The organism is Kitasatospora sp. NPDC059577 (genome assembly GCF_042735475.1).
Classification (GTDB): Bacteria; Actinomycetota; Actinomycetes; order Streptomycetales; family Streptomycetaceae; genus Kitasatospora.
Window position 1 is genome coordinate 90023 of the sequence record NZ_JBHWBZ010000007.1, and the last position, 23365, is coordinate 113387.

Here is a 23365-nt window from a genome sequence, read left to right on the forward strand (position 1 = left end):
TGTGTGCGCGTTGTCGGTGTGACCTGGTAGTACTTGGTGGCGATGAGCAGCACAGGGGACAACGGGGCCGCCGAGCCGGAGCAGCTGGCGTTCATCCGGGAGACGGTCAAGCGGGCCAAGCCGCGCAGCTGGCGCGGCGCGAAGCGGGCCGAGCACCTGCCGGTGGCCCGGGTCGTGGTGGACAAGGGCGTGCTCACCATCGACAAGTTCTTCGACTACGCCGTGCCGGAGAGCATGGCCGAGGAGGCCCAGCCGGGCGTCCGGGTCCGGGTGCGGTTCGGCGCGCGCGTGGTGAAGGGGCAGCGCGAGGGCGGGGAACTGCACGACGGGTTCATCGTCGCCCGGCTGGAGAAGAGCGACTTCGCCGGGCCGCTCGCCCCGCTGGCACAGGTGCTGTCGCCCGAACCCGTGCTCACCCCGCAACTGCTCCGGCTCTGCCGGACCGTCGCCGACCGGTACGCCGGGACGCTCGCCGACGTGCTGCAGCTGGCCGTCCCGCCCCGGCACGCCAAGGCGGAGGCCGAGCCCTCGCCGCCGCCGCTGCCCCGCCCGGCCGTCCCCGCCCCCGGCAGCTGGCAGCGCTACCCGGCCGGCCCCGACTTCCTGGCGGCGCTGGCCGGCGGCGGTGCGCCGCGCGCGGTGTGGGCGGCGCTGCCCGGGCCCGGCTGGCCGTACGAGATCGCGCGGGCGGTCGCGGCGACGCTGGCGGGCGGGCGCGGGGCGCTGGTCGTGCTGCCGGACGGGCGCTCGGTGGCCCGGGTCGACCAGGCACTGACCGAACTGCTCGGCCCCGGGATGCACACGGCCCTGGAAGCCGACCTCGGCCCGCGCGAGCGGTACAAGCGCTGGCTCGCGGTGAGCCGCGGCTCGGTGCACGCCGCCATCGGCACCCGCGCGACCATGTTCGCGCCGGTGCGCGACCTCGGGCTGGTCGTCGTCTGGTCGGACGGGGACGGCAGCCACAGCGACCCGCGCTCCCCGCACCCGCACGTCCGGGAGGTGGCGCTGCTGCGCGCCGCCGAGGAGGGCGCGGCCGTGCTGCTCGGCGGGCACGCGGTGACCGTCGAGGGCGCGCAGCTGGTCAGCACCGGCTGGGCGCGCCCGCTCGTCGCCGACCGGGAAACGGTGCGGCAGGTCGCGCCGAGGGTGCGGACCGTCACCGACCAGGACCAGCACCGCGACGCGGCCGCGCAGGCCGCCCGGCTGCCCTCGGTGGCCTGGGACGCCGCCCGGGAGGCACTCGCGGCCGGGCACCCGGTGCTCATCCAGGTGCCCCGGCGCGGCTACGTGCCCCGGCTGGCCTGCGGGCGCTGCCGCACCCCGGCGCGGTGCCGGCGGTGCGAGGGGCCGCTGGAAGCGCCCTCGGCGGACGCCGCGCTGACCTGCGGCTGGTGCGGCGAGGCGGAGAAGGACTGGCACTGCCCCGAGTGCGGGTCGTTCCGGCTGCGGGCCCAGGTGATCGGTGCCCGGCGCACCGCGGAGGAACTCGGCAAGGCCTTCCCGCGGATCCCGGTCCGCACCTCCGGGCGGGAGGCGGTGCTGGCGACCGTGCCCGACGAGCCCTCGCTGGTGATCTCGACCCCGGGCGCCGAGCCGGTGGTCGAGGGTGGTGCAGGGTACGGGGCGGCGTTGCTGCTGGACGGGTGGGCGCTGCTGAGCCGGCCGGACCTGCGGGCCGGCGAGGAGACGCTGCGGCTCTGGCTGGCCGCCGCCGCGCTGGTGCGGTCCTCGGCGGAGGGCGGCGCGGTGGTCGTGGTCGCCGAGCCGTCGGCCCGTCCGGTCCAGGCGCTGGTGCGCTGGGACCCGATGGGGCACGCCGGGCTGGAGCGGGACGAACGGGCGCAGCTGCACTTCCCGCCGGTGTCGCGGATGGCCTCGGTCAGCGGGAGCCCGGCGGCGGTCGCCGACCTGCTGGGGCTGATCCGGCTGCCGGAGGGGGCCGACGTGCTCGGGCCGGTGCCGGAGGCGGCGCTGCGGGGGGAGGAACAGGAGCGCGCGCTGCTGCGGGTGGCGCCCGGGCAGGGGGCGGCGCTGGCGGCGGCGCTCAAGGCGGCGCAGATCGCGCGGATCGCGCTGCGGACGGCGGAGCCGGTGCGGGTGCGGATGGATCCGACGGACATCGGGTGAGGTGCGGGGCCGACCGGCCGGATGAGGGTGCGGTGCGGGGTCGGTCGGGTGGCTCTTCGGCCGAGGAGCGGTGGGGGTGAGCCGGGTGGCCGTGCCGGGCAGGTGGGTGGTGGCGGGCCGGGCGGATGGGCGGTGGTGGGGGCGGGGTGAGTGGGCCACCCCGCCCCGGGGCGGCCGGTCGTTCGTGCGGTGTGCGGTGTGCGGTGGCGCGTCGTGGGGCGGGGTCAGCCGCGCAGCGGGATGCCGGTGCGGTCGACGGTGGTGCTGCGGTCGAGCGTCGTGCGGTCGATGCCGGATCGGTCGATGTGGTCGATGCGGTCGATGGGGGTGCGGTCGACGGGGGCGCGGTCCAGCGCGCCGCGCTCCATGGCGGCGCGCTCCAGGCTGCTGCGGTCCAGTCCGCCCTGGCGGGCCGCCGGGACCGTCGCGGCCAGGCCGCCGGTGGGCGCGGCGGGCAGGTCCTCGGAGCGGTCCGGGCGGCTCGGGCCCGGGACGGCGCCACCGGCGGCCAGGAGCTCGCTGGTCGGGCGGCGCATGCCGTAGCGGCGGTGCACGGCCTGCTTGGTGACCCCCAGGGCGGAGCCGACCGAGTCCCAGGAGAAGCCCAGCGCCCGGTCGAACTCCACCGCGGCCGCCACCAGGGTCTCCACGCTCTCCCGCAACTCCTGCGCCAGGCGCACGGTCGGCGCCGGCGCCCGCCCGTACACCACGAAGCCGGCGGAGGTGCTGGGGCGGCGCGGCCGGTACACGTTGCCCAGTTGGGCGGTGAGCGTCCGCAGCGCGTCGACCTGGCGCCTCACCCGCTCGATGTCCCGTACCAGCAGGTGCAGGCTCGCCCGCGCGCGGGCGTCGTGGTTGATCTGCTCGGCCATGGCCTACGTGCCACCTTCCGTACGGTTCAGCTCGGCCGGGGCGCGGTGTCCCGTGCGCCCGGCCCTGGTCAATCTCTCTTGACCAACGCCGAATCGGGGGCCGGGGTAACGCCGCTCGGCAGAGTCGGGTTATGCCAGTGCGGTTCCGGCGGCTCCGAGGGCATGGGGGGAGGGCCCGGCGCGTTGCATAGACTTGGCGGGAACAGCCGTTGCCCGCAGTCCTCCCGGACGCCCGACACCTCGACGGACAGGAGCCCGTACCCCGTGGCGATCCAGCCGATCCGCCTCTTCGGAGACCCCGTCCTGCGGGCCACCGCCCAGCCGGTGACCGTGTTCGACAAGGAACTGCGCAACCTGGTCCGCGACCTCACCGAGACCATGATGAACGCCCCCGGCGCCGGCCTTGCCGCGCCCCAACTCGGCGTCTCCCTGCGGGTGTTCACGTACCACGTGGACGGCGTCACCGGGCACCTGATCAACCCGGACCTGTCGCTCAGCGAGGACGAGCAGGAGGGCCCCGAGGGTTGCCTCTCGCTGCCCGGCCTGCGCTACGACACCAAGCGCGCCCACGGCGTGGTGGCCAGGGGCTTCACCATGCACGGCGAGCCGGTGACCGTGGAGGGCACCCAGCTGCTCGCCCGGTGCATCCAGCACGAGACCGACCACCTGGACGGCATCATCTTCATCGACCGGCTCGACCGTGAGCAGCGCAAGGCCGCGCTGAAGGCGATCCGGGAGGCGGACTGGGGTGCCGGACCGGCGCCCGTCGTCAAGGTCTCCCCGCACAGCACCTTCGGCGCCGCGCGCTGACCCTCCCGTCCGGCTTCCCGAACTCCCTTTTGCAGAAAGGCACTTGATGCGTCTCGTCTTCGCCGGCACCCCCGAGGTCGCCGTTCCCGCCCTGGACGCCCTGCTCGCTTCCGGCCGGCACGAAGTCGTCGCGGTGGTCACCCGCCCCGACGCCCCCGCCGGGCGCGGACGCAAGCTGGTCGCCAGCCCCGTCGCCCAGCGCGCCGAGGAGGCCGGGATCGAGGTCCTCAAGCCGGCGAAGCCCAGCGACCCGGAGTTCGTCGCCCGGCTCACTGAACTCGCCCCCGACTGCTGCCCGGTGGTCGCCTACGGCGCGCTGCTGCGCCCCGGCACCCTGGAGATCCCCAAGCACGGCTGGGTCAACCTGCACTTCTCGCTGCTGCCCTCGTGGCGCGGCGCGGCCCCGGTCCAGCACGCGGTGCTGGCGGGCGACGAGGTCACCGGGGCGTCCACCTTCCTGATCGAGCAGGGCCTGGACTCCGGCCCGGTCTACGGCGTGATCACCGAGGAGATCCGCCCGGCCGACACCAGCGGCGAACTGCTCACCCGGCTCTCGCGCTCCGGCGCGCGGCTGCTCACCGCCACCATGGACGGCATCGAGGACGGCTCCCTGCACGCCGTGCCGCAGCCGGCCGACGGCATCACGCTCGCGCCGAAGATCAGCGTCGAGGACGCGCGGATCGACTGGAACCACCCCGCGCTGCGGGTCGACCGGGTGGTGCGCGGCTGCGCGCCGGCGCCGGGGGCGTGGACGGAGTTCCGGGGCGAGCGGCTGAAGGTCACCGGGCCGGTGAAGCTGCTGCCGGAGTCGGCCGAGCTGGCGCCCGGCGAGGTGGCGATGGCCGGCAAGAACAGCGTGCGGGTCGGGACCGGCAGCCATGACGTCGAGCTGGGCGAGGTCCGTCCCCAGGGCAAGAAGGAGATGCGGGCGGCGGACTGGGCCCGCGGTGCCCGGCTGGAGGCCGGGGAGCGGTTCGGGACCGGCTCCGAGGGCTGAGCGTCCGGGCGAGATGCGGCTCGCCGCGCGAGCCGCGGCGGGTGGACCTACCTTGGTCCGAGTGGGGGATTCCTCACCAGGAAGGCTGATCCCAATGGCCCGACTCGCCTGGACGAGCCCGCGTATCTGGACCGCCATGGCCGGTGCACTACTGGTGACCGCCACCTATGGACTGGCGACCGCTCCTCCGGCCGGCGCCTCGACCACCACGGTGGTTTCCGGCGAGCCGGCCGCCTCGGGCACGCTCTCCTCCGCCACCTGCCCGCAGAACACCCTCCTGATCTCGGGAGGCTTCGACCTGGGGCCCGTCCAGGTCGATGCCGGCACCGGTGCGGCACCGTCGGTGCTGGTGTCCCGGAACGCCCCCTCGGCCGACCAGAGCAACACCTGGGAGGTCGTCGCGGTGGGCGTGGACGGAGCCAAGGCGCTCGCCCTCTGCCAGACGAGCTGACGCACCGTCCGAAAGGACCGTCCGCGCGCAGCCGGACCCGTACCCGTACCCCTACGCGTTCGTGGAGCCCCCTCCCGCGGGGGGCTCCACCCGGGTCGCGGCGCGGAGGAGGCTTCGGGCGGCACGTCCCGCAGGGGATATCGTTGACCGTCGATAACCCCCGCAGCACCTTGAGGCACACACAATGAGCACGCCCAGCAGCACCCCCGGCGCCCAGCGCGCGCCCCGCCCGCACCGCCGTCCGAAGAAGGACCCGGCCCGGATCGTCGCGTTCCGCGCGCTGCGCGCCGTCGACGAGCGGGACGCGTACGCCAACCTGATCCTGCCCTCGCTGCTCCGCGAGGCCGAGCAGAAGGGCATGGACCGGCGCGACGCCGCGCTCGCCACCGAACTCGTCTACGGCACACTGCGCCTGCAGGGCACCTACGACGCGATCATCGCGGCCTGCATCGACCGGCCGCTCGGCAAGGTCGACCCGCCGGTCCTGGACGTGCTCTCGCTCGGCGCCCACCAGCTGCTCACCACCCGGATCCCCAGCCACGCGGCCGTCTCGGCGACCGTCGAACTCGCCCGGGTCGTGCTCGGCGACGGCAAGGCGAAGTTCGTCAACGCCGTGCTGCGCCGGATCAGCGCCCACGACCTGGACGCCTGGATCCAGCGGGTCGCCCCGCCGTACGACAAGGACGCCGAGGACCACCTGGCCGTCGTCCACTCGCACCCGCGCTGGGTGGTCTCCGCGCTCTGGGACTCCCTCGGCCGCTGGCAGCCGGACGCCTCCGGACGCACCGCGATCGAGGAACTGCTCCGGGCCGACAACGAGCGGCCCGAGGTCACCCTCGTCGCCCGGCCCGGCCGGGCCACCGTCGGCGAGCTGGCCGAGGCGCTGCCCGAGGCCGAGCAGGGGCGCTGGTCGCCGTTCGCACTGCGGCTCGCCGAGGGCGGCGATCCGGGCTCGATCGCGGCCGTGCAGGAGAACCGGGCCGGCGTGCAGGACGAAGGCAGCCAGCTGGTCGCACTCGCCCTGGCGAGCGCCCCGCTGGACGGCCCGGACCGGATCTGGCTGGACGGCTGCGCCGGCCCCGGCGGCAAGGCCGCGCTGCTCGGCGCGCTGGCCGCCGAGCGCGGGGCGGCGCTGGTCGCGAGCGAGAAGCAGCCGCACCGGGCCCGACTGGTGGCGCGGGCACTGCAGGGCAACCCCGGCCCGTACACGGTGATCGCGGCGGACGGCACCCGTCCCGCCTGGCAGGCGGACAGCTTCGACCGGGTGCTGGTCGACGTGCCGTGCTCCGGCCTGGGAGCGCTGCGCCGCCGCCCCGAGGCGCGCTGGCGGCGCCGGCCCGCCGACGTCGCGGCCTTCGGCCCGCTCCAGCGGGACCTGCTGCGCTCGGCGATCGAAGCCACCCGGGTCGGCGGTGTGGTCGGCTACGCCACCTGCTCGCCGCACCTCGCGGAGACCCGGGCCGTCGTGGACGACGTGCTGCGGGCCGAAGGCGGCCGGGTCGAGTGGATCGACGCGCGCCCGCTGCTGCCCGGCGTCCCCGCGCTCGGCGACGGCCCGGACGTACAGCTCTGGCCGCACCTGCACGGGACGGACGCGATGTACCTGGCGCTGTTGCGTCGGACGGCCTGATCGGGCAGTTTCGGCGGGCCGTCCCGCGTGGGCCGCTCCGCGTGGGCCGCTCCGCGTGGGCCGCTCCGCGTGGGTGGTTCTGCGTGGGCCGTTCCGCGTGGGCCGCTCCGCGTGGGCGGTTCCGCGTGGGGTTCCGTGGGTGGTGCGCTCGGTCCTGGGTGCTTGCACCTCCCGTAGGGGGAGGCGGCAGAGTGGCGGCCATGAACGGCGACGCGACGTACACCATCGGTGAGCTGGCCCGACGGACGGGGCTGACGGTCAAGGCCGTCCGCTTCTACTCGGACCGGGGGATCGTGTCGCCGACCGGCCGCAACCCGGCCGGCCACCGGCGGTACGGCGTCGACGCCGTCGCGCGCCTGGACCTGGTCCGCACCCTGCGGGAACTCGGGCTCGGACTGCCCGTGATCCGGACGGTGCTGGAGCGCGAACTCACCCTGCCCGCGGTCGCCGCGGCGCACGCCGATGCGCTCGACGTCCGGATCCGGCTGCTGCGGGTGCGGCAGGCGGTCCTGCGGGCGGTGGCCCGGCGCGGGTCGACACCCGAGGAGTTGACGCTCGTGCACCGGTTGGCGCAGTTGTCGGAGGACGAACGGAACCGTCTGATCGGGGAGTTCCTGACGGGGGTGTTCGGCGGGTCTGGCGATGTCGGGCCGGGTGGTGCCGGGCCGGGTGGCGCCGGACCGGGGGAGGGCCTGTTCGTCGGCGTGGCGCGCTCGCTGACGCCGGAGCTGCCGGAGGAACCGACGGCCGACCAGGTCGAGGCCTGGGTGGAGGTGGCGCAGCTGGCGGGGGACGACGGGTTCCGGGAACTGCTGCGCGGGCTCGCGGAGGGGGAAGCGGCGGAGGCCGGTTCCGGTCCGCCGCGACCCGGACTCGCAGTCGCGGTACGGGAGTCGGTCGGGCCCGCGGTCGCGGCGGGGGTGGATCCGGGGTCGCCGGAGGCGGCGGAGGCGGTCGCGGCCCTGGTGGAGCGCTATGCGGGGATGGCGCAGCGATCCGCGGGGACGGTGCCGGGAGACGCCGGAGCGGTGCGTGGCCGGTTGGCCGATCGACTGGCGGCGATGGCGGACCCCCGGCGGGAGCGCTACCTGGAACTCCTGGCGGTGGTCAACGGGTGGCCCGCGCCGGAGAGTCGGGCGGCGGAGGTGGACTGGGCGCGGCGCGCGGTGGCGTGAACCGGTGCCCGTCGGCGTGGGTGTGTGCTCGGGCGCCCGCTCCGTTGCCGGGGGCGGTTGCTACCGCTGGGGGCGGGCGGGGCCCGGGAGCCCGGTGAGGAAGGCGTGGGCCTGGGCGCGGAGGTCGTCGACCGGCGGGTCCTCGCAGATCACCTCCAGGCCCAGCGCGGTGGTCTGCCCCCAGTGGAAGTAGGACTGGTAGGCGAGGTACGGGCGGTGACCGTCGCTGGGGTCGAGGCCGACGGCGAAGGTGGCGTAGTGGGTGAACTCGCGTTTGTCGTGGATGACTTCGGTCTGCGAGAGCTGCCATTCGCATTCGTACGGTTCGGGTTCGGCGGGCAGGTCCAGCAGCGCCTGGGCGAGCCGGCGGACCTCGTCCGGGCCGGCGAAGGGGAGCGACTCGGATCCGACGGGTGTGCCGGCGAACAGCTGCCACTCGCGGCCGTTGTGGCTGACGGTCAGTGCCCACGGGCCGTTCAGGTCGCGCCAGTGGCAGTGGAGGGTCAGGTCCATGGTGGTCAACCTCCCTGTGGTCCTCGGCTGTTCGTGGTCCATCATCGCGGCACACCGGGGGGCGGAGGGAAGTCGGGTGTGAGCCGTTCTCGGGCCCGTTGCCAGGCGTCCCGCAGCGGGCGGTGGTCGAGGACCGTGATGCCGTGCTCGGCGACGAGGCGACGAGGCGGTGAGGCGGCGGGCTCCGGGGGAGACCAGGAAGTCGTCGTCGGTGCGACGGACCCGCCAACCGTCGTTCGGGGCGGCGGGGTTCGGGCCGGCCAGGGTGGGGTGCAGCGCCCATTCGGTCAGACCCGGGCGCAGGGCGGCGAGCAGGCGGGCGTAGTGGGCGGGCTTGTCGTTCAGCGGGACGGTGAAGCCGTCGAGGAAGGCGTGGTCCACGACGGGAAGTCCTTGCTCGCGCAGTCGGCCCGGCGGGGGCGGCTGCCGGATCCGTACCGCCAGGCCGTACTCGGCGCTGAGGGCGAGGGCCTGCTCCCGGCCGAGGTCGAGGATGTCTCACGGCCGCCGCCGGTGAGGCAGTGGAAGTCGAGGTGGGTCGGGGAGGGGCCGGCCGCCGCCGCGTCGATGCGGGCGCGGAACTCGCGCTCGACGTGGTCGAGCCGGGCGCGGGCGGGCAGTTCGGCCCGTCCGGCGGGCGTGGGGGCGAAGAACCCGCCGTCGTCGGTGAGCAGGGACGGCACCTGGTCGCAGGCGGACAGCGGGCCCCAGCGCAGATGCGGTGCCTCGCAGACCGGCGTGAGCTGGACGCCGAACGGTACCTCCGGGTGCTGCCGCAGCAGGCGGAGCGCGTGCGGGGCGGCGGCGCACGGGGTCATCAGGCTGCCGGAGGCGGCGATGCCGGTCCGGACGGCGTCGATCACGGCGAGGTTGACGGACTCGTTCGGACCGAGGTCGTCGCAGGTGAGCGGGAGGAGGCGGGCATCGGGTGGGTCCCGAGGCGGGGGCCGGTGGTGGGCGCGGGCACGAGGGAAGTCTGCGACGGGGGTCCGGGCCGGGCGTGCGGGGTTTTCGTGCGGGGCTCGCGGCTGGGGGTTGCGCGTCGGGGGGTTCGCGGCCGGGGGTTCGTGTCCGGGGGTTCGCGTCTGGGGCCTCCGGTCGGATGCCGGTCGATGGGGGGAGGGGCGGGTCAGTCGGTGGGGGCGGGAGCCGGGTGCCAGGGGCGGTCGGGGCGGGTGACGACCGGGGCGGAGGTGAGACGTAGCCCGTACACCTCGTGGTCGGTGGCCTCGTGCGGGATCCGGCCGAGGTACTCGTGGCCGGTGAGGTGGCACCAGGCGGGCAGGTCGAGCGGGGCGGCGGGGTCGGTGGTGTGGATGTGGACCACCGCGCCAGCCGGGAGGTGCGCGATCCGGGCGCGCAGGCGGAGCAGGAGCTGGACGCAGAGCAGGCCGGTGCCGTCGACGGTGAGGTCGGGGGTGGTGGCGACCGGCGTGTTCGGGTCGGCGGGGTCGTTCGGGGCGTTCAGGTCGGTCGTGGGGGCGGTGCGGTCGGGGGCGGTCATCGCGGGGTCTCCTGGGTGATGCGCCAGAGGCGGCGGGGCAGCTCGCCCTCGTCGAAGGGGTGGACGTCGGTGAGGTGTCGGCCTGCGGCGAGCGCGTCCACCAGCTCGCGGGAGAAGAAGTGGACGGCGAAGCCGCCGTGTTCCCAGACGTCGTCGCCGTGGCCGGTGCCGGCGCCGCAGTGGGCGTCGCCGGTGTGCCGGACGGTGTGGACGAAGGCGCCGTCGGGGCGCAGGATGCGGCGGACCTCGGCGACGAGTGCCTCGATCTCCCGGGTCGAGAGCGCCATGCAGAGCAGCATGTGGGCGAAGACCGCGTCGACGGAGGCGTCGGGGTGGGGCAGCGGGTCGCGGGCGTCGTGGGCGGTGACGGCGAGCCGGTCGGCCAGGCCCTGGTCCGCGGCGGCGGTGCGCAGTTGCTGCAGGCCGGTCGGGCTGAAGTCGGTGGCCGGCACGGGGAAGCCCGCGCGGGCGAAGTGGAGCGCGTCGCGGCCGTGCCCGGCGCCGAGCTCCAGCACCTCGCGGGCGTCGGCGGCGGCGAAGGCCTCGGCGGCGTACCGGTCGGGGGCGGAGGGACGCTCGCCGTACATCCCGGGGTTGTCGGCGTGGGTCCGCTGCCAGTGCGCGCGCTGGGTGTCGGCGAGGGCGGGCTCCCGGCCGGGCGGGGTGCCGGGGGTGTGGGTCATGGCGGTGCCCTTCGCGGCGGTGCGGGCGGTGCGGGCGGTGCGGGCGGTGCTGGTTCAGCGTAGGGCGCGGGGTGTCCGGTGGGGTGTCGGGGGCCGTTCCGGGCGCTCGGAGGCGGGCCGGGTGGTGTGCCGCTCAGTCAAGCCGGTCACCCGAGCCGGTCAGCCGAGCCGCGTGCCGGGGGCGGTGCCGCCGGCCCGGGTGAGCAGGGCCGACAGGTGGCCGAGGTCCTGGGGGCTCCACCGTTCGGCCACGAAGTGGTCGGCGGCGACCTGGCGGGCGGTGTGCAGCATCTCGGCGAGCCGCTCGCGGCCGGTCGGGGTGAGGGCGGCGTACGCGACCCGTGCGTCGCGGGCCGCGGTCTCGCGGGTGACCAGGCCGATCCGCTCCAGCGGCGCGAGGCCGCGGGTCACGCCGGAGGCGGTGAGGCCGAGGGCGTCGGCGAGGTCGACCCGGCGCATCCGGGCACCGCGGGCCTGGGCGAGGTGCAGCAGCATGGTGAAGTCGGAGAGGCTGACGCCGTGCAGGCTGCTGAGGCTCGCGTCGAACCGCTTGACCACGGCTGCCTGGGCGCGGACCAGTCGTAGGGCGGTCTCCAGCGGGTCGGCGCCCGGGACCGGACCTGATGGCGCCGTCGTCGGCTCCGCTGACGGCTCGGTGGTCGGTGCGGTCGCCGGCGCTGATGCCGGTCGTGCTGTCGGCTCTGTCATTTGCCACCTCCTTGACCACTCAAGCATAGCTCGGCGAAGAGTCGTCAAGGAGGTGGGGGAGGGGGAGGGGCCGGTCGGTCAGTGGGCGGTGCCGGCGGCGCGGCGCTGTCGTTTGCCGAGGGGTGCCTGGGAGAGGTCCTCGGCCTGGGAGCGGAGGTTCTTGTGGCCGTAGCCGCGCTCGGCCAGCCAGTCGCGCGCTGCCTGCTCGGCCCGCTCGGTGGCCTCCAGGATGTCCTCCTCGGCCTCGCCGCCGTCGAGGAAGCGGAAGGTGAAGGCGGCCCGCGCGGAGAGGTCGTAGCTGAGGTGGCCTTCGCGGGTGAAGGCCGCGTGCAGGACGTCGTGCTCGGGCGCGGCGGCGAGGAGCTCGGCGCGCTGCCCGTCGCTGAGGCCGTCGAAGACGCCGCGCACCATGATGCGGAAGGTTCGGGTGGTCATCCCCCGACGATAGGCAGGAGGGGTCGCCGACCGCCAACGTGATTTCCGGGCGTCGGCGGTCGGCGGCCCCTCGGCCTGGCGACGGACCTCAGCCGTGGACGCCCAGTTGGGCGAGCAGGGCGGTGTTGTCCTCGATGTGCCAGTCCTCGACGATCCGGTCGGTGCCGACGTGCTGGATGTCGATGGCGTTGAACTCGACGGCCTGGCCGCGGCCGTGGACACCGTTGAAGCTTCCGGTGAAGTGGCCGCGGAAGACCAGCCTCGCGGTGATCTCGTCACCGGTGACCAGGACGTCGGACAGCTCGCAGGTCAGGTCCGGAACGGCGGCGCGGAAGGTGCGCGAGGCGAGCGCCGGGCCCGCCGGGCCCTGCGGACGGCCCGGAGGCAGGGTGTTGTCCCGGAACCGCGGACTGATCGCCGCGTCCAGGTACTGCTGCTGTCCGGTGTTCCAGAACGTGTACAACTGCTGGGCCAGGTGGACCTCCTGTGCCGCGCGCCGGGCGCCGATCGAACGGTCCACGGTGAGCGCCTTCGGCTGGACCAGACCGGGTGAGCGGTCGACCAGGCGCTCCGGCCAGGCGTGCGGGATGGGGTGGCGCCCGGCGTCGTGGACGGGCGCGGCCGCGGCGGTGCCGCCCGCCAGTGCGGCCAGCGCGGCGGCGACGGCGGCGGTGCGGGTCAGGGCGCGGGGACGGACCGCTCCCCGGGGTCGGGTCTCAGACAAGGCGACCGCCCCCGTCGACGTGCAGCACGGTGCCGGTGACGTACGGGTTGTCGATCGCGTAGCGCACGGCCCTGACCAGGTCCTCGGTGCTGCCCACGCGACGGGCCGGATTGCGCTCGGCGACGCCCCGCAGGAACGCCTCCTTGTCGGCACCGAGGCCGTCCCAGGAACCGGTGTCGACGATGCCGGGGGACACCGCGTTGACCCGGACCGGCGCGATCTCCACCGCCAGCGCCTGCACCAGGAAGGCGAGCGCGCCGTTGGTCGTGGCCATCACCGTGCGGCCGGGCGCCGGACGCCAGGCGGCCACACCGGAGAAGAACGTGAACGAGCCGCTCCCGGAGACCCGGTCGGCCAGGTGCTTGGCCAGCAGCATCGGCCCGATCACCTTCGCCGAGAACGCCCGCTGCACATCGGCCGCGTCGAGGTCCCGCAGCGGGCCGTTGGCCGGCATCGCGGCGGTGGACACCAGGTGGTCGAACCGGCCGACCCGGGCCGCGAGTTCGGCGATCGACCGCTCGTCCGCCAGGTCGACCGCGAGCACCTCGGACGGCCCGGACAGCTCACCGGCCGTCCACTCCAGCTTGCGCGGGTCCGGACCGGCCAGCACGAGCTCGGCACCGGCGGCCGAAGCGGCCTTGGCGAGTGCCCGCCCGGTGTGCGAACCCGCGCCGACCACGACGAGGCGTCGGCCCTTGAGAGAACTGTCATCGGACATGAGGGTGCTCCTTGGTGGCAGAGGGGGGATCGGCCGCCTGTCGCGTACTGCTGCGGCCACACCACGACCCTCTCCTGAGCTGGTGCGATGAGTCCAAGGCTTGTTTTCTACGGCAGCGATAAAATCCGTTCATGGCAACGCTTCGGCAGCTCCAGTACCTGGTCACGGTGGTCGACACCGGCTCCTTCACCCGTGCGGCCGAGCAACTGCACGTCACCCAGCCCGCGCTCTCCCACCAGATGCGGGCCCTGGAGAAGGCCGTCGGCGGACCGCTGCTCGAACGCCTGCCGCGCTCCGTGCGGCTCACCCCGATGGGCCGGGCGGTCCTGCCGCACGCCCGTGCCGCGCTCGCCGAGGCCGACCGCCTGCACACGGTGGCCCGGCGTACGGCCGGACTGGAGGAGGGCGAGCTGGAGGTCGCGGCCATCTACTCCGTCAGCCTCGGCATCCTGCCGCCCGTCCTGCGCGTCTGGCGCCGACGGCACCCCGGTGTCCGGATCCGGCTGCGCGAGTACCCGCACGCCGACCGCCTCCAGGCCGCGATGGCCGCCGGCCGCGCCGACGTCGCCATCGGACCCGGGCCGGCCGACTGGGACGGTCCGATCCGCGAACTCGGCGTCGAGGAGTTCGCCGTCGTCCTGCCCGCCGACGACCCGCTGGCCGACAGCCCCACCGGTACGGTCGCGCTGGCCGGACTCGCCGACCGCGCCTGGGTCCACTACGCCCCCGACAACGGCCTCGCCGACCTGCTCGACCGTGTCGCGGCCCGGGCCGGCTTCCACCCCCGGGCGGCCGTCCGCGCCGAACAGACCTCCGCCGCACCGCTGCTGGCCGCAGCCGGCCTCGGCCCGGCCCTGGTGCCCGCCAACATCGTCCCGGCGCACTTCGACGGCGTCGTGCTCCGCCCGGACCCGCCGATCCGCCGGACCCTCACCGCCTACACCCGCACCCGCCCCGACCCGCTCACCGTGGCCTTCGCCGACCTGCTCGCCGAGCAGGCCCGCGTCAACCCCGGCCTGCCTGCGGCCGGGCCGGTGTGCGACTGACGGGGGTGCGGGTGACGGGGAAGGCGGGTGGCGGGCGGCGTGGGTGTGACGCTGCCGGAGGGCCGTGCGGCCGTGAGGCGCGGGGCCGGGGTGGACGGTGAGGTGACGGGCGGATGAGCGCGATGGCGGCGGGGTGGCGCGACCCCCGGCGGGCCGCACGGATGTGACGCCGGGTCGATTGCCTGCGGGCGGCGCGGATGCGGACCACGGTGGAGACTCCCTTCTCCGGCGGCTCGGACGGCCGCCGTTCGGTGACTCCAAGAGTGGTCGCCCAGGCCTCGATCGTGCATGTGCCGATCGGCAGAAATCACGGGGGAACGTCACCGGGGTGCCCTGCCGATGGGCACCCCTGAGCCGGGGGAATCCGTGTCCGGAGAACCCGTGTCCGGAGAACCCGCGCCCGGGAACACCCTTCGCGAGGGGCCCGTTCCCGGGGCCCACACCCCCGGGACCCGGCGAACGACCGAGTCCGTCCGTCGTGCGCCCCGCAGGGGCCGCGTGCCGCCGGGCGCCCCGTCCGGGTACGGGTCGCGGAGCCCGGTCGGTGCACCGGGCGGTGCCCCGACCGGGGAGGGGTCTCCGAGCGCGCTACACCCGTACCGGGAGGCGGGTGCAGACAGCGCCGGTGGCGAGTGCGGCGGGTTCGGCCGCGAGCGTGGCGAGGGTGAAGGCGGTGGTGAGGGCGCTGACGGCGCGGGTCTCGCGGATCAGGTAGTGGTTGGCGCCCGGGATCTCGTAGCGGGCGAGGTCCGGGACGACCGGCCGGGCGCGCAGCGCGTACTCCAGCGACTGGGTGGCGTTGGCCGCGCTGCGGTCGCCGGTGCCGTGGACGATCAGCACCCGGCGTCCGGCCAACTGGTCGACCGGGTCGCCGCTGGGCAGCCAGGGGGCGATTCCGGCGACGCCGGCGACGGAGGGGTGGCCGGCGCACCAGAAGGCGGCGCGTCCGCCGAGCGAGTTGCCGATCAGGACCACCGGTGCGCCGTCGTACCGCCGGGCGAGTTCGTCGAGCGCCCAGTGGGTGTCGACGGCGGTGTCGGCGTCGTCGCCGTTCCAGCCGCTGTAGCGGTAGCGCAGCAGGTGCACGGCGAGGCCGTGCGGCCGGCCGCGTTCGGTGAGCTCGCCGGCCAGCTCCCGCAGGCCCAGCTCGGCGACCTTCAACGGCCCCCGGCGGCTGCGGAGGAACCCGCCGGGCAGCAGCAGGGCGACGCCGTTGACCGGCTCGTCCCCCTGTCGCGGGGTCAGCTCTGGTGTGCGCGGACGGTGCGCTCGGAACACGCGTGATCCTCCCTGGTGTGGACGGTCGGATTCTACGGTTCCGGTGACGGGTCGCGGTGCGCGAGCAGGGACTACGGCACCCAGCCGGTGACCCGGGTGCGCGTCACCATGACCTGGGCCCGGCGGGTGCCGAGCGGTGAGGTCCAGGTGTCCACGACCTCCACGACGTCCCCGCCCACCGGCCGGCTCCGATCTCGGGCGACCGTTCGCCGCCCGGTGTGACCGCCGCCGGGACGAGCAAGATCGCCAGGGAGATCACCGCCGCCGTCGCCCGGCCGATCACGGCCACGGGAGCCTCGGTGCGACGCCGTGCACGGGTGATGGCGTAGGTGTGAAGAACGGAGGTGTGAGGAGCAGGGGAGTCACGTACAGCAGAACGAGCCGCCCCTGCGGGCGCGTACTGCCGGGTGGCGAGGCTCACCCGGTCGGGTGATCAAGGGGCGGGGGTGCGGCGGCTCCGCGTCGCGGGTCGAGCGTTCCCCGTCCTCAACTGGGCTGTCGGTCAAGGCTGTTGGTGCGATCCCCCGCGGGCGGCGGGCGGCGGGCGGCGGGCGGTGGGCCGGTGAGCGGGTCGGCGGTGGGGCCAGCCGGCGGTCGGGTGCCCGTCAGGCGGACGCCAGGACGCGCTCCAGTGCCGCCCTGCCCGCCGGACCCCAGGTCGGCTGACCGCCGGGCAGGCCGCGCTCCCAGGCCAGGCCGACGGAGATCAGCGAGAGGGCGCAGAGCAGCGCCCGGCCGCGGGCCCGGCGGACCGTCGCCCGGTCGACGGGGCCGTAGGCGTCGAAGAGCCGCGTTGCCGAGCCGACGGGCAGGAGGACCCAGGCGGCGGCGAGGTCGGCGGCCGGGTCGCCGGTGGAGAGGTCCCCGAAGTCGAGCACGCCGGAGAGGGTGCCGTCGGTGACCACGACGTTGGCGGGGTGCAGGTCGCCGTGCAGCCAGAGCCGCGGGCCCCGGTACTCGGGCGCGGAGCTCGCGTCCTTCCACAGTGACCGGACCGATGGGGAGTCGGCGGCGAGGCCGGCGGGTCCGAGGATCCGGATCCGGTGGTCGAACGGGTCTTGTTCCTCGGCGAGGGGCGTGCCGCGGCCGGTGCCGGGCGGGGCGTCGGCCGGGGCGGGGCGGTGCAGGGCCAGGAGGAAGCGGGCCAGGGTGTCGGCGGCGTGCGCGGGGCGGGTGATGGCGGCGCGGTCGCTCGGCTCGCCCGGGATCCAGGTGGTGACGGCCCACGGGCGGGGGAAGCGCTCGGACGGCGTGCCCGCCCGCAACGGCCGGGGGACCGGGAGCGGGAGGTCGGGGGCGAGTCGGGGGAGCCAGTGCAGTTCCTTGCGCAGCAGTTCCGACGCGCGCCCGGTGCACGGCACCCGGACGGCGAACTCGTCGCCGAGCCGCCAGAGTTGGTTGTCCCAGCCGCCGGTGACCGGGTGCAGCGGGAGTGCGGCGAGGTCCGGGTGCTGTTCCTGGAGCAGGGCGCGGACGGTCGGGGCGTCGAGGGTGGTTCGGGTGGGGGCTGCGGGCTGCTCCGGCGCAGTGTCCCCGCTGTCCCTGCTGTCCCCGGTGTTGCCGGTGTCCCTGCTGTCGCCGGTGTTGCCGCGGTCGGGCTGGGCGGGGTCGCTCATCGGTGACTCCCCTCGGCGGTGGAGCGCGACAGTTTAGCCGGAGGGGGAGCGGTAAGCCGTGGACCCGGCGCGGACCCGGTCGGCGGGACGGGGTTCGGGGCGACGGCGGGGCCGCGGTGGCCGGAGAGGCTGGGGTGGTCGGCGGGGCCGGGGTGGTGGGGATGGGGGGAGTGGCGGATGTGGACGGAAGCGGATGGAAGTGAAGGGCCACGATTGGCCCGTGCTGGTCCGGCGCCGGGACCGCAGGAGGATTCGTGACGAACGCCTGATTCCGCGCCTCTCATGTGCAGGTGATGGCCGGGGTTTTCCCTGCTCTTTGTTTCGGATCATGGTGGGGCTCTGCGACGATCCGGTGATCGTCGTTCTGTCGCGGTGGGCGGCGCGTCGCAGGGGAGAGACCGGCATGGCCGTTGGGCCCGAGGACAGCGTGGTCCGGGCGGGGTGGGGTGTCAGGTCCGCCTGGAACAAGGAGACCTGGATGGTGGTCTCCGGCGGTGTGCTGGGAGCCATGTTCGCGACCATGGGGCTGGCGGTGCTGTTCGGGCCCGGGAACGGGTTCGGCGGCGACAGCCTCGCCTACATGGGCATCATCAGCATCCTCGGGCTGATGCCGTGCGGTGCGGGCTTCGTCTGGGCACTGATCCACCCCCGGCGCGGGCTTCCGTCGGCAGCCCTGGGGGCACTGCTGGGGTTCGGAATATTCGTCCTCTTCGCCGGTGACGGCCTCAACGACTCCTGGAAGGCGCCACTGGACCGCCCGTCCACGACCCGCGCGCTGGGCAGTTGGACGGCGGGAGGCCTGGTCGTGCGGGTCCGGCCGGATCTGGTGGTGGCGTACCGCAGTGGCACCGGCGCCGTCGTCTGGCGCTGGTCGCCGCCGGGGAACGACTCGGTGTGCGCGATGAGCCGGGGGATCGGGCAGGGCGGGACCGGGCCGGGCGGGGCGGGACAGCCCGGGGCGGGACAACCCGGGGCGGGACAACCCGGGGCCGGGCAGGACGGTGCCGCGACCGGCGGCGTCGGGCTGATCGGCCACTCGCCGCACGACAAGCCCTGCGCGGCGGTGACCGCGCTCGACCTCGCCGACGGCCGTGAGGGCTGGACCGCCGCCGTCGACGCGCCCGCCCGGGACGGGGACGCAGCCGCACCGGACGTGGTCGTCGTCGCCGGACAGCAGGCCGTCCTGCAGGAGAAGGGCGGCTGGCGGGCGGTGCGGCTGACCGACGGCGGGGCCGTGTGGCGCACCGCGGTCGACGCCGGCTGCTCCCCGCTGCAGGTCGCGGGCGGGGCGGCGGACGTGGTGGCGGTGGCGCAGTGCGGCGAGGCGCCGCCGGTCCTGCGGTCGCTGGTGGCCGCGGACGGGCAGGAACGGTCGCGGATCGCGCTGCCGGTGGAGGGCGGGCTGAAGAACCTCGCGGTGGTGTCGGTCGACCCGCTCACGGTGTGGGTGGACGCCCAGGGCGAGCGCGGGACGCACGCCGTGCTCAGCTACGACCGGGCCGGGCGGCCGCGGGCGTCGATCCCGGTCTCCGGGGAGGAGTACGACCTGGACGTCATGCTGGGCGGGCTGCACGCCTTCGACGAGTTCGACGCCCGGCCGCTGTTCGGCGGGGTGGTCGTGGGGGACCTGTTCATCGTGCCGGGGGAGAAGCCCGGGGACGTCAGCATCAGCGGCGGCAAGCACCCGAGTCGCAGCGCGACCGGGCGGCTGGTGGCCTACTCGCTCGCGGACGGCGGGCAGCGCTGGACGGCGGGGCTGGACGACCAGGTCACCGGCCTGGTGGTGGACGGGACGGCGGTGTGGGCGATGACCCGCACCAGGATCACCCGGGTCGACACCGCGACGGGACGGCGGAGCGCGGAGATGGACGTGAACGGGACGGCGTCGCTGTACCCGGTCGACCTGTCGGCGTCGGGGCCCGGGCGGTTCACGGTGGTGGCGGAGGACGGCACCCGGGACGAGCCGCCGGTGCGCGGGATGGGCTGAGCGTCGGACGTTCCGTCGCCACCCGCACGGGCCGCACCCGCGCACCCGCGCCCGCACGAGCCCGCGCATCCGGACCCGCACCCGCACCCGCACGCGCAGCGGCCGGGAGTGCGGCTGCGGCCCGTCCTACCGGGGGGCGTCGCGGAAGCCCGGATAGCCCAGGATGAAGACCTTCTCGGCCGGGTTCCGGACGTAGGGGATCACCTTGCCGGTGTCCTCGAAGCCGAGCCGCCGGTAGAAGGCCAGCGCGCGCCCGTTGCTCTCGTTGACGCCGAGGGTCAGCCACCGCACGTCGATGTGGTCGCGCGCGTGGCGGATGGTCGCGTTCACCAGGTCGGCGGCGGGGCCGGCGGCACCGCGGTGCGCCGGGGCGACGTAGACGGCGTGGACGTGCGCGGTGTCGGGGACGTGCGGGATGGGTTCGACGCCGGCGATCCCGACCACGGCGCCGTGGTCGTCACGGACCGTGAAGGTGGCGCAGTCCCCGGAGGTGGCCTCGGCGGCGGCGTGCTGCTGCCAGTAGCCGTCGGGGCGGGCGGCCGCGTCGGCGTAGGACAGGCTGAAGGCGTCGGGGGAGTCCCGGAGCGCCTCCAGGGTGATCTCGCGGAGTTCCCGCCATTCCTCGGCGGCGATCCGGCGTACGGCGTAGTGCATGCGTCGAGCCTGGCACGGACGCCGGGCGGCGGGATCACGCGTGAGGATGATCTTCGGCCCGATCCCGCCCCGGTCCTCGGCCGGACCCCGGGTTCGGCCCCGATCCCGTCCCGGTCCCGTCCCGGTCCTCGGCCCGGTCCTGGGTTCTGCCGTCTTGACGGCCTGCATGACGGCCCGCATCACGGCCCCCGCGCACCTCCCGGAGGCCCGGTGGCGGGGTACCGCAGCCGCCCGGACCGGCGGATCTGAGCCTTCCAGGCGGTTGTGTCAGGCTGGTGGGGGAGCACCGCAGAGATCGGGAGGCTCGTGATGGCCGAGATCAGGGTGAACGGGGTGGCGCTGCACTACGAGGTCCGCGGCGAGGGACCCGGCGTCGTCCTGGTGCACGGCTCGTGGAGCGACGGGGACTCCTGGGCGCGGGTGGTTCCGGGCCTGGCGGAGTCCGCCACCACCGTCGTCTACGACCGCCGGGGGCACAGCCGCAGCGAGGACCCGCTCACCCAGGGTTCGGTGTACGAGGACGCGGCTGACCTGGCCGGGCTGATCCGGGAGCTCGGCCTCGCCCCGGCCTTCGTCTACGGCGACTCCTACGGCGCGCTGGTCACCCTCCGGCTCGCCTCCGCCATTCCCGACCTGCTCCGGGGGATCGCCGTGCACGAGCCGCCCGGCACCGGCATCCTGCTCGCCGACCCCGACCTGCGCCCGATCGGCACGGCCTTCGCCGACCGGATCGCCGCCGTCCGGGAGTTGCTGGAGCAGGCCGAGTCGGCCGCGGCCGCCGAACTGTACGTGGACAGCCTCGCCTACGGACCGGGCGCGTGGGAGCAGTTGCCCGCGCCCATCCGGCACACCTACATCCGCAACGCGCCCACCTACCTGGACGAACTGCGCGACCCGGACGCGCTCGACCTCGACCTCACCGGACTGGCTCGCTTCACCGACCCGGCGCTGCTCACGCAGAGCGACGACAGCGCGCCGATGTTCGGCGAGGTGCTCGACCTCATCGACCTCGCCCTGCCGAAGGCGGAGCGGCACCTGTACCCGGGCGGCGGCCACGCCCCGCACCTGTCGCGGCCGGAGGACTGGGTGCGGGTGGTCCTTCCGCGCGTGCTGGCGTGACGGACCGCGCCGCGGCGCGCGGGAAGCGAGCCGCTGCCCGTACGAGGCGGTCCGCCGCGGGCCCGGGTCGAGCCGCTGCCCGTACGAGGCGGTCCGCCGCGGGCCCGGGTCGAGCCGCTGCCCGTACGAGGCGGTCCGCGCCCTGGCCGTTCCGGCCACGACCGATCGGGGCGGTTTCGTCCGCCTTCCGGGGGACCAGGATTCGACCCTGGACGAATCCCGGTGCCCGTGCTCGCCATCGAAGTCTCCCGGGGCGCAGGCTACTTCCGTGACCGCGTCAGTACGGACGCGGTGCGAGCGGAAGGACGAACATGACGAGCACGCGCGGCCGTTTCGCCGCCCTGCTGGGTGCCGTCGCGGTGGTCGCCGGAACCACCCTGGCCACCCCCGCCGTCGCCTCCGGCGGCCCCGCCGCCGATGTCGTTGCCGCGGCCGACCAGGCCGGACCCGGCGGCGGGATCACCGGGCAGGCGCCCTGCCCGGACGCACCCGAGTTCACCTGCGGGACCCTCACCGTCCCGCTCGACCACAGCGGCGCCACCCCCGGCACCCTCGACCTCGCGGTGGCCGTCACCGGCAACACCAAGGCCCCCAAGGGCGACCTGCTGTTCCTCACCGGCGGCCCCGGCCAGCCCGGTGTCCCGCTGATGAAGCGGATCGCGGGCAAGATGGAGCCCGTCCTGAAGGACTACCGCCTGGTCATGTACGACCAGCGCGGCACCGGAGGCGGCGCGCTCCAATGCCCGGGCCTCCAGGAGGACATGGGCTCCTCCGACCTCTCCGCACCCCGCAAGCAGTCCATCGCCGACTGCGCCGCCGCCCTCGGCCCGAACGCCCGCCACTACGGCTCCGCGGACACCGTCGCCGACATCGACCTGCTGCGCCGCGCCCTCGGCGACCGGCGCCTCACCCTGGACGGCGTCTCCTACGGCACCTTCGTCGCCGAACGCTACGCCCTCGCCCACCCGGCGCACGTGGCCAGGCTGGTGCTCGACTCGGTGGTTCCGCAACAGGGTTACGACCCCCTGGACCTGGCCGCACTGCCCGCCAGCGCCCGCGTCCTGCGCGCCGCCTGCCAGGCCACCGGCTGCACCACCGACCCGGCCGCCGACCTCGCCGCCACCGTCCGGCAGTACGGCAACGGGGCGCAGATCCTGGACGCCCTCACCAGCTACGAGTTCACCGACCCGAACTACGGCGGTGTCGCGCAGGCCCTGCACGAGGCCGCCGCCGGGCAGCCGGCCAAACTCCAGGCCTTCATCGACACCGTCCACCAGGGCGACGCCGCCCCCGCGAACCTGCTCAGCCAGGGACTGCACGCCGCCACGGTGTGTGCCGACTCGCACTTCCCGTGGGGCACCACCGACACCCCGGTCGCGGGACGCGCGACGGCGCTGGAGCGCACCCGGCAGCGGCTGACCGCCGAACAGACCTGGCCGTACGACCCGGCGACCGCGACCGGCCTCGGCAGCCTGCTGGTCTGCCTGGACTGGCCGCGCGAGCAGGTCCCGCCGACACCGCCGGCGCACCGCAAGCTGCCGAACGTGCCGGTGCTGCTGCTCGGCGGCGACCGGGACCTGTCCACGCCCAACGAATGGCTGTACCAGCAGGCCGAGTCGGCGCACGACCCGCAGATCGTGATCGTGCCCGGGGCGGCGCACTCGGTGCAGACCCGGGCGGCGAACCCGGCCGGACGGCAGGCCGTGTACGACTTCCTGCTGAAGTAACCGAAGTAACCGAAGTAACCCAAGTAACCGAAGCAGCCGAAGCAGCACGGGAGTTCGGGGAGTCGGCGGCGGTCCGTTCCGCACAGGGGACGGAACGGCCCCCCCCCCGGGCCCCCGCCCCGGCGGCGGCCGCCGGGGCGGGGCGCCCCCCCCCCCCCGCGCCCCCGCCCCCCCCCCCCCGCGCCCCCCCGGGGGGGGCGCCCCCCCCGCGCGCCGGCCCCCCCCGCCCCAGCCGTCGTCGGGCAGGGTGCGGTCCGGCTCGGGGCACTCGACGTGCTCGTAGCCCCACAGCATCGCCTTGTACAGCATGAACTCCTCCGACGGCGGCTCGTCGTAGGTCTCCCGGTTGGTCAGGACCAGCTCCACCCGGACCTCCTCGGCCGGCGAGAACATCAGGTTCTTCTGGTCCGGGAGGTTCTCGTACGTCACCGTCTGCCAGGTGTGGCCGGAGGCGGTCAGCGCGGCCATCAGCTCGGTCTCGGTGACGCGGCTGCCGAGCGTCACTGATCCGCCGCCCGGTCGCGGGAGTTCGAGCTCGCCGTACCAGGCCGGCAGGGACAGCGAGTGCAGCTGCCGGCAGCGGCAGAACAC

Annotated in this window: 22 protein-coding genes; 10 read left to right on the top strand and 12 right to left on the bottom strand. The window is 75.3% G+C overall.

The genetic code is table 11. From position 1 onward, the window contains the following. Positions 1-42 precede the first annotated feature (42 nt). Positions 43-2127, top strand: coding sequence for a primosomal protein N' (locus tag ACFV0O_RS09295; protein WP_380338496.1), 2085 nt, complete (start codon positions 43-45; stop codon positions 2125-2127). 224 nt (positions 2128-2351) lie between these two features. Here the strand turns inward: ACFV0O_RS09295 and ACFV0O_RS09300 are convergent, their stop codons facing one another. Beyond that, positions 2352-2999, bottom strand: a complete 648-nt coding sequence (locus tag ACFV0O_RS09300) for a hypothetical protein (protein WP_380338498.1) — start codon at positions 2997-2999, stop codon at positions 2352-2354. Between the two features lie 264 nt (positions 3000-3263). Between ACFV0O_RS09300 and def the strand changes: the two genes are divergently transcribed. The 5 genes from def (at position 3264) to ACFV0O_RS09325 (ending at position 8062) form a co-directional block, all read left to right on the top strand. Next, positions 3264-3809, top strand: coding sequence for a peptide deformylase (gene def, locus ACFV0O_RS09305; protein WP_380338501.1), 546 nt, complete (start codon positions 3264-3266; stop codon positions 3807-3809). 46 nt (positions 3810-3855) lie between these two features. Further along, positions 3856-4806 (top strand): methionyl-tRNA formyltransferase, encoded by a 951-nt coding sequence (gene fmt / locus ACFV0O_RS09310; protein ID WP_380338504.1) that lies wholly within the window; start codon positions 3856-3858, stop codon positions 4804-4806. A gap of 136 nt (positions 4807-4942) precedes the next feature. Beyond that, a complete protein-coding gene (locus ACFV0O_RS09315) occupies positions 4943-5257 on the top strand; it encodes a hypothetical protein (RefSeq protein WP_380338507.1) in 315 nt (104 codons plus the stop codon). Positions 5258-5441: 184 nt separating this feature from the next. Next, positions 5442-6887: an RsmB/NOP family class I SAM-dependent RNA methyltransferase gene (locus ACFV0O_RS09320; RefSeq protein WP_380338509.1), complete on the top strand. Its 1446-nt coding sequence runs from the start codon at positions 5442-5444 to the stop codon at positions 6885-6887. A gap of 200 nt (positions 6888-7087) precedes the next feature. Continuing rightward, entirely contained in the window at positions 7088-8062 is a 975-nt protein-coding gene (locus ACFV0O_RS09325) for a MerR family transcriptional regulator (protein ID WP_380338512.1), read from the top strand. Between the two features lie 60 nt (positions 8063-8122). Here ACFV0O_RS09325 and ACFV0O_RS09330 read toward each other — a convergent pair whose 3' ends face one another. The 8 genes from ACFV0O_RS09330 to ACFV0O_RS09365 form a co-directional block, all read right to left on the bottom strand. Next, the gene (locus ACFV0O_RS09330; protein ID WP_380338515.1) at positions 8123-8956 is read right to left on the bottom strand and encodes a hypothetical protein; all 834 of its coding nucleotides are present in this window, start codon (positions 8954-8956) and stop codon (positions 8123-8125) included. Further along, positions 8917-9438, bottom strand: a complete 522-nt coding sequence (locus tag ACFV0O_RS09335; RefSeq protein WP_380338518.1) for a ChbG/HpnK family deacetylase — start codon at positions 9436-9438, stop codon at positions 8917-8919. Before ACFV0O_RS09335 ends, ACFV0O_RS09330 begins: the two co-directional genes overlap by 40 nt. Before the next feature lie 266 nt (positions 9439-9704). Further along, positions 9705-10079, bottom strand: a complete 375-nt coding sequence (locus ACFV0O_RS09340) for a sulfurtransferase TusA family protein (RefSeq protein ID WP_380338521.1) — start codon at positions 10077-10079, stop codon at positions 9705-9707. Then, positions 10076-10762 carry a class I SAM-dependent methyltransferase gene (locus tag ACFV0O_RS09345; protein ID WP_380338524.1) on the bottom strand — a complete coding sequence of 229 codons (687 nt, stop codon included), beginning with the start codon at positions 10760-10762 and terminating at the stop codon, positions 10076-10078. The genes ACFV0O_RS09340 and ACFV0O_RS09345 overlap by 4 nt, the downstream gene beginning before the upstream one ends. 159 nt (positions 10763-10921) lie before the next feature. Then, a complete protein-coding gene (locus ACFV0O_RS09350; protein ID WP_380338527.1) occupies positions 10922-11470 on the bottom strand; it encodes a MarR family transcriptional regulator in 549 nt (182 codons plus the stop codon). Positions 11471-11548: 78 nt separating this feature from the next. Beyond that, positions 11549-11905 carry a DUF6204 family protein gene (locus tag ACFV0O_RS09355; protein ID WP_380338530.1) on the bottom strand — a complete coding sequence of 119 codons (357 nt, stop codon included), beginning with the start codon at positions 11903-11905 and terminating at the stop codon, positions 11549-11551. Between the two features lie 88 nt (positions 11906-11993). Next, complete coding sequence (locus ACFV0O_RS09360) at positions 11994-12629, bottom strand: ester cyclase (protein ID WP_380338533.1); 636 nt, start codon at positions 12627-12629, stop codon at positions 11994-11996. Continuing rightward, entirely contained in the window at positions 12622-13347 is a 726-nt protein-coding gene (locus ACFV0O_RS09365) for an SDR family oxidoreductase (protein WP_380338536.1), read from the bottom strand. The genes ACFV0O_RS09360 and ACFV0O_RS09365 overlap by 8 nt, the downstream gene beginning before the upstream one ends. A gap of 131 nt (positions 13348-13478) precedes the next feature. Between ACFV0O_RS09365 and ACFV0O_RS09370 the strand changes: the two genes are divergently transcribed. Then, positions 13479-14393 (top strand): LysR family transcriptional regulator, encoded by a 915-nt coding sequence (locus ACFV0O_RS09370; protein WP_380338539.1) that lies wholly within the window; start codon positions 13479-13481, stop codon positions 14391-14393. Between the two features lie 588 nt (positions 14394-14981). On the opposite strand, the gene ACFV0O_RS09375 is transcribed toward ACFV0O_RS09370, so the two are convergent. Both ACFV0O_RS09375 and ACFV0O_RS09380 read right to left on the bottom strand, forming a co-directional pair. After that, positions 14982-15671 carry an alpha/beta hydrolase gene (locus ACFV0O_RS09375; RefSeq protein WP_380338542.1) on the bottom strand — a complete coding sequence of 230 codons (690 nt, stop codon included), beginning with the start codon at positions 15669-15671 and terminating at the stop codon, positions 14982-14984. A gap of 605 nt (positions 15672-16276) precedes the next feature. Continuing rightward, a complete protein-coding gene (locus ACFV0O_RS09380; RefSeq protein ID WP_380338545.1) occupies positions 16277-17287 on the bottom strand; it encodes an aminoglycoside phosphotransferase family protein in 1011 nt (336 codons plus the stop codon). 403 nt (positions 17288-17690) lie between these two features. Between ACFV0O_RS09380 and ACFV0O_RS09385 the strand changes: the two genes are divergently transcribed. Then, positions 17691-19274: a PQQ-binding-like beta-propeller repeat protein gene (locus ACFV0O_RS09385; RefSeq protein WP_380338548.1), complete on the top strand. Its 1584-nt coding sequence runs from the start codon at positions 17691-17693 to the stop codon at positions 19272-19274. Positions 19275-19400: 126 nt separating this feature from the next. On the opposite strand, the gene ACFV0O_RS09390 is transcribed toward ACFV0O_RS09385, so the two are convergent. Further along, complete coding sequence (locus ACFV0O_RS09390; RefSeq protein WP_380338551.1) at positions 19401-19928, bottom strand: GNAT family N-acetyltransferase; 528 nt, start codon at positions 19926-19928, stop codon at positions 19401-19403. 309 nt (positions 19929-20237) lie between these two features. Between ACFV0O_RS09390 and ACFV0O_RS09395 the strand changes: the two genes are divergently transcribed. Both ACFV0O_RS09395 and ACFV0O_RS09400 read left to right on the top strand, forming a co-directional pair. After that, on the top strand, positions 20238-21047 hold the full coding sequence (locus tag ACFV0O_RS09395) for an alpha/beta fold hydrolase (protein ID WP_380338554.1): 810 nt from the start codon (positions 20238-20240) through the stop codon (positions 21045-21047). 311 nt (positions 21048-21358) lie between these two features. Next, positions 21359-22774, top strand: coding sequence for an alpha/beta hydrolase (locus tag ACFV0O_RS09400; protein WP_380338557.1), 1416 nt, complete (start codon positions 21359-21361; stop codon positions 22772-22774). The last annotated feature ends 591 nt before the right edge of the window (positions 22775-23365 follow it).

Coding starts and splice junctions, on each gene's coding strand:
- ACFV0O_RS09355 (WP_380338530.1), bottom strand. CDS start 11,905: ATGACCACCCGAACCTTCCGCATCATGGTGCGCGGCGTCTTCGACGGC.
- ACFV0O_RS09380 (WP_380338545.1), bottom strand. CDS start 17,287: ATGAGCGACCCCGCCCAGCCCGACCGCGGCAACACCGGCGACAGCAGG.
- ACFV0O_RS09365 (WP_380338536.1), bottom strand. CDS start 13,347: ATGTCCGATGACAGTTCTCTCAAGGGCCGACGCCTCGTCGTGGTCGGC.
- ACFV0O_RS09345 (WP_380338524.1), bottom strand. CDS start 10,762: ATGACCCACACCCCCGGCACCCCGCCCGGCCGGGAGCCCGCCCTCGCC.
- ACFV0O_RS09385 (WP_380338548.1), top strand. CDS start 17,691: ATGGCCGTTGGGCCCGAGGACAGCGTGGTCCGGGCGGGGTGGGGTGTC.
- fmt (WP_380338504.1), top strand. CDS start 3,856: ATGCGTCTCGTCTTCGCCGGCACCCCCGAGGTCGCCGTTCCCGCCCTG.
- ACFV0O_RS09340 (WP_380338521.1), bottom strand. CDS start 10,079: ATGACCGCCCCCGACCGCACCGCCCCCACGACCGACCTGAACGCCCCG.
- ACFV0O_RS09320 (WP_380338509.1), top strand. CDS start 5,442: ATGAGCACGCCCAGCAGCACCCCCGGCGCCCAGCGCGCGCCCCGCCCG.
- ACFV0O_RS09350 (WP_380338527.1), bottom strand. CDS start 11,470: ATGACAGAGCCGACAGCACGACCGGCATCAGCGCCGGCGACCGCACCG.
- ACFV0O_RS09370 (WP_380338539.1), top strand. CDS start 13,479: ATGGCAACGCTTCGGCAGCTCCAGTACCTGGTCACGGTGGTCGACACC.
- ACFV0O_RS09390 (WP_380338551.1), bottom strand. CDS start 19,928: ATGCACTACGCCGTACGCCGGATCGCCGCCGAGGAATGGCGGGAACTC.
- ACFV0O_RS09300 (WP_380338498.1), bottom strand. CDS start 2,999: ATGGCCGAGCAGATCAACCACGACGCCCGCGCGCGGGCGAGCCTGCAC.
- ACFV0O_RS09325 (WP_380338512.1), top strand. CDS start 7,088: ATGAACGGCGACGCGACGTACACCATCGGTGAGCTGGCCCGACGGACG.
- ACFV0O_RS09315 (WP_380338507.1), top strand. CDS start 4,943: ATGGCCGGTGCACTACTGGTGACCGCCACCTATGGACTGGCGACCGCT.
- ACFV0O_RS09295 (WP_380338496.1), top strand. CDS start 43: ATGAGCAGCACAGGGGACAACGGGGCCGCCGAGCCGGAGCAGCTGGCG.
- ACFV0O_RS09395 (WP_380338554.1), top strand. CDS start 20,238: ATGGCCGAGATCAGGGTGAACGGGGTGGCGCTGCACTACGAGGTCCGC.
- ACFV0O_RS09400 (WP_380338557.1), top strand. CDS start 21,359: ATGACGAGCACGCGCGGCCGTTTCGCCGCCCTGCTGGGTGCCGTCGCG.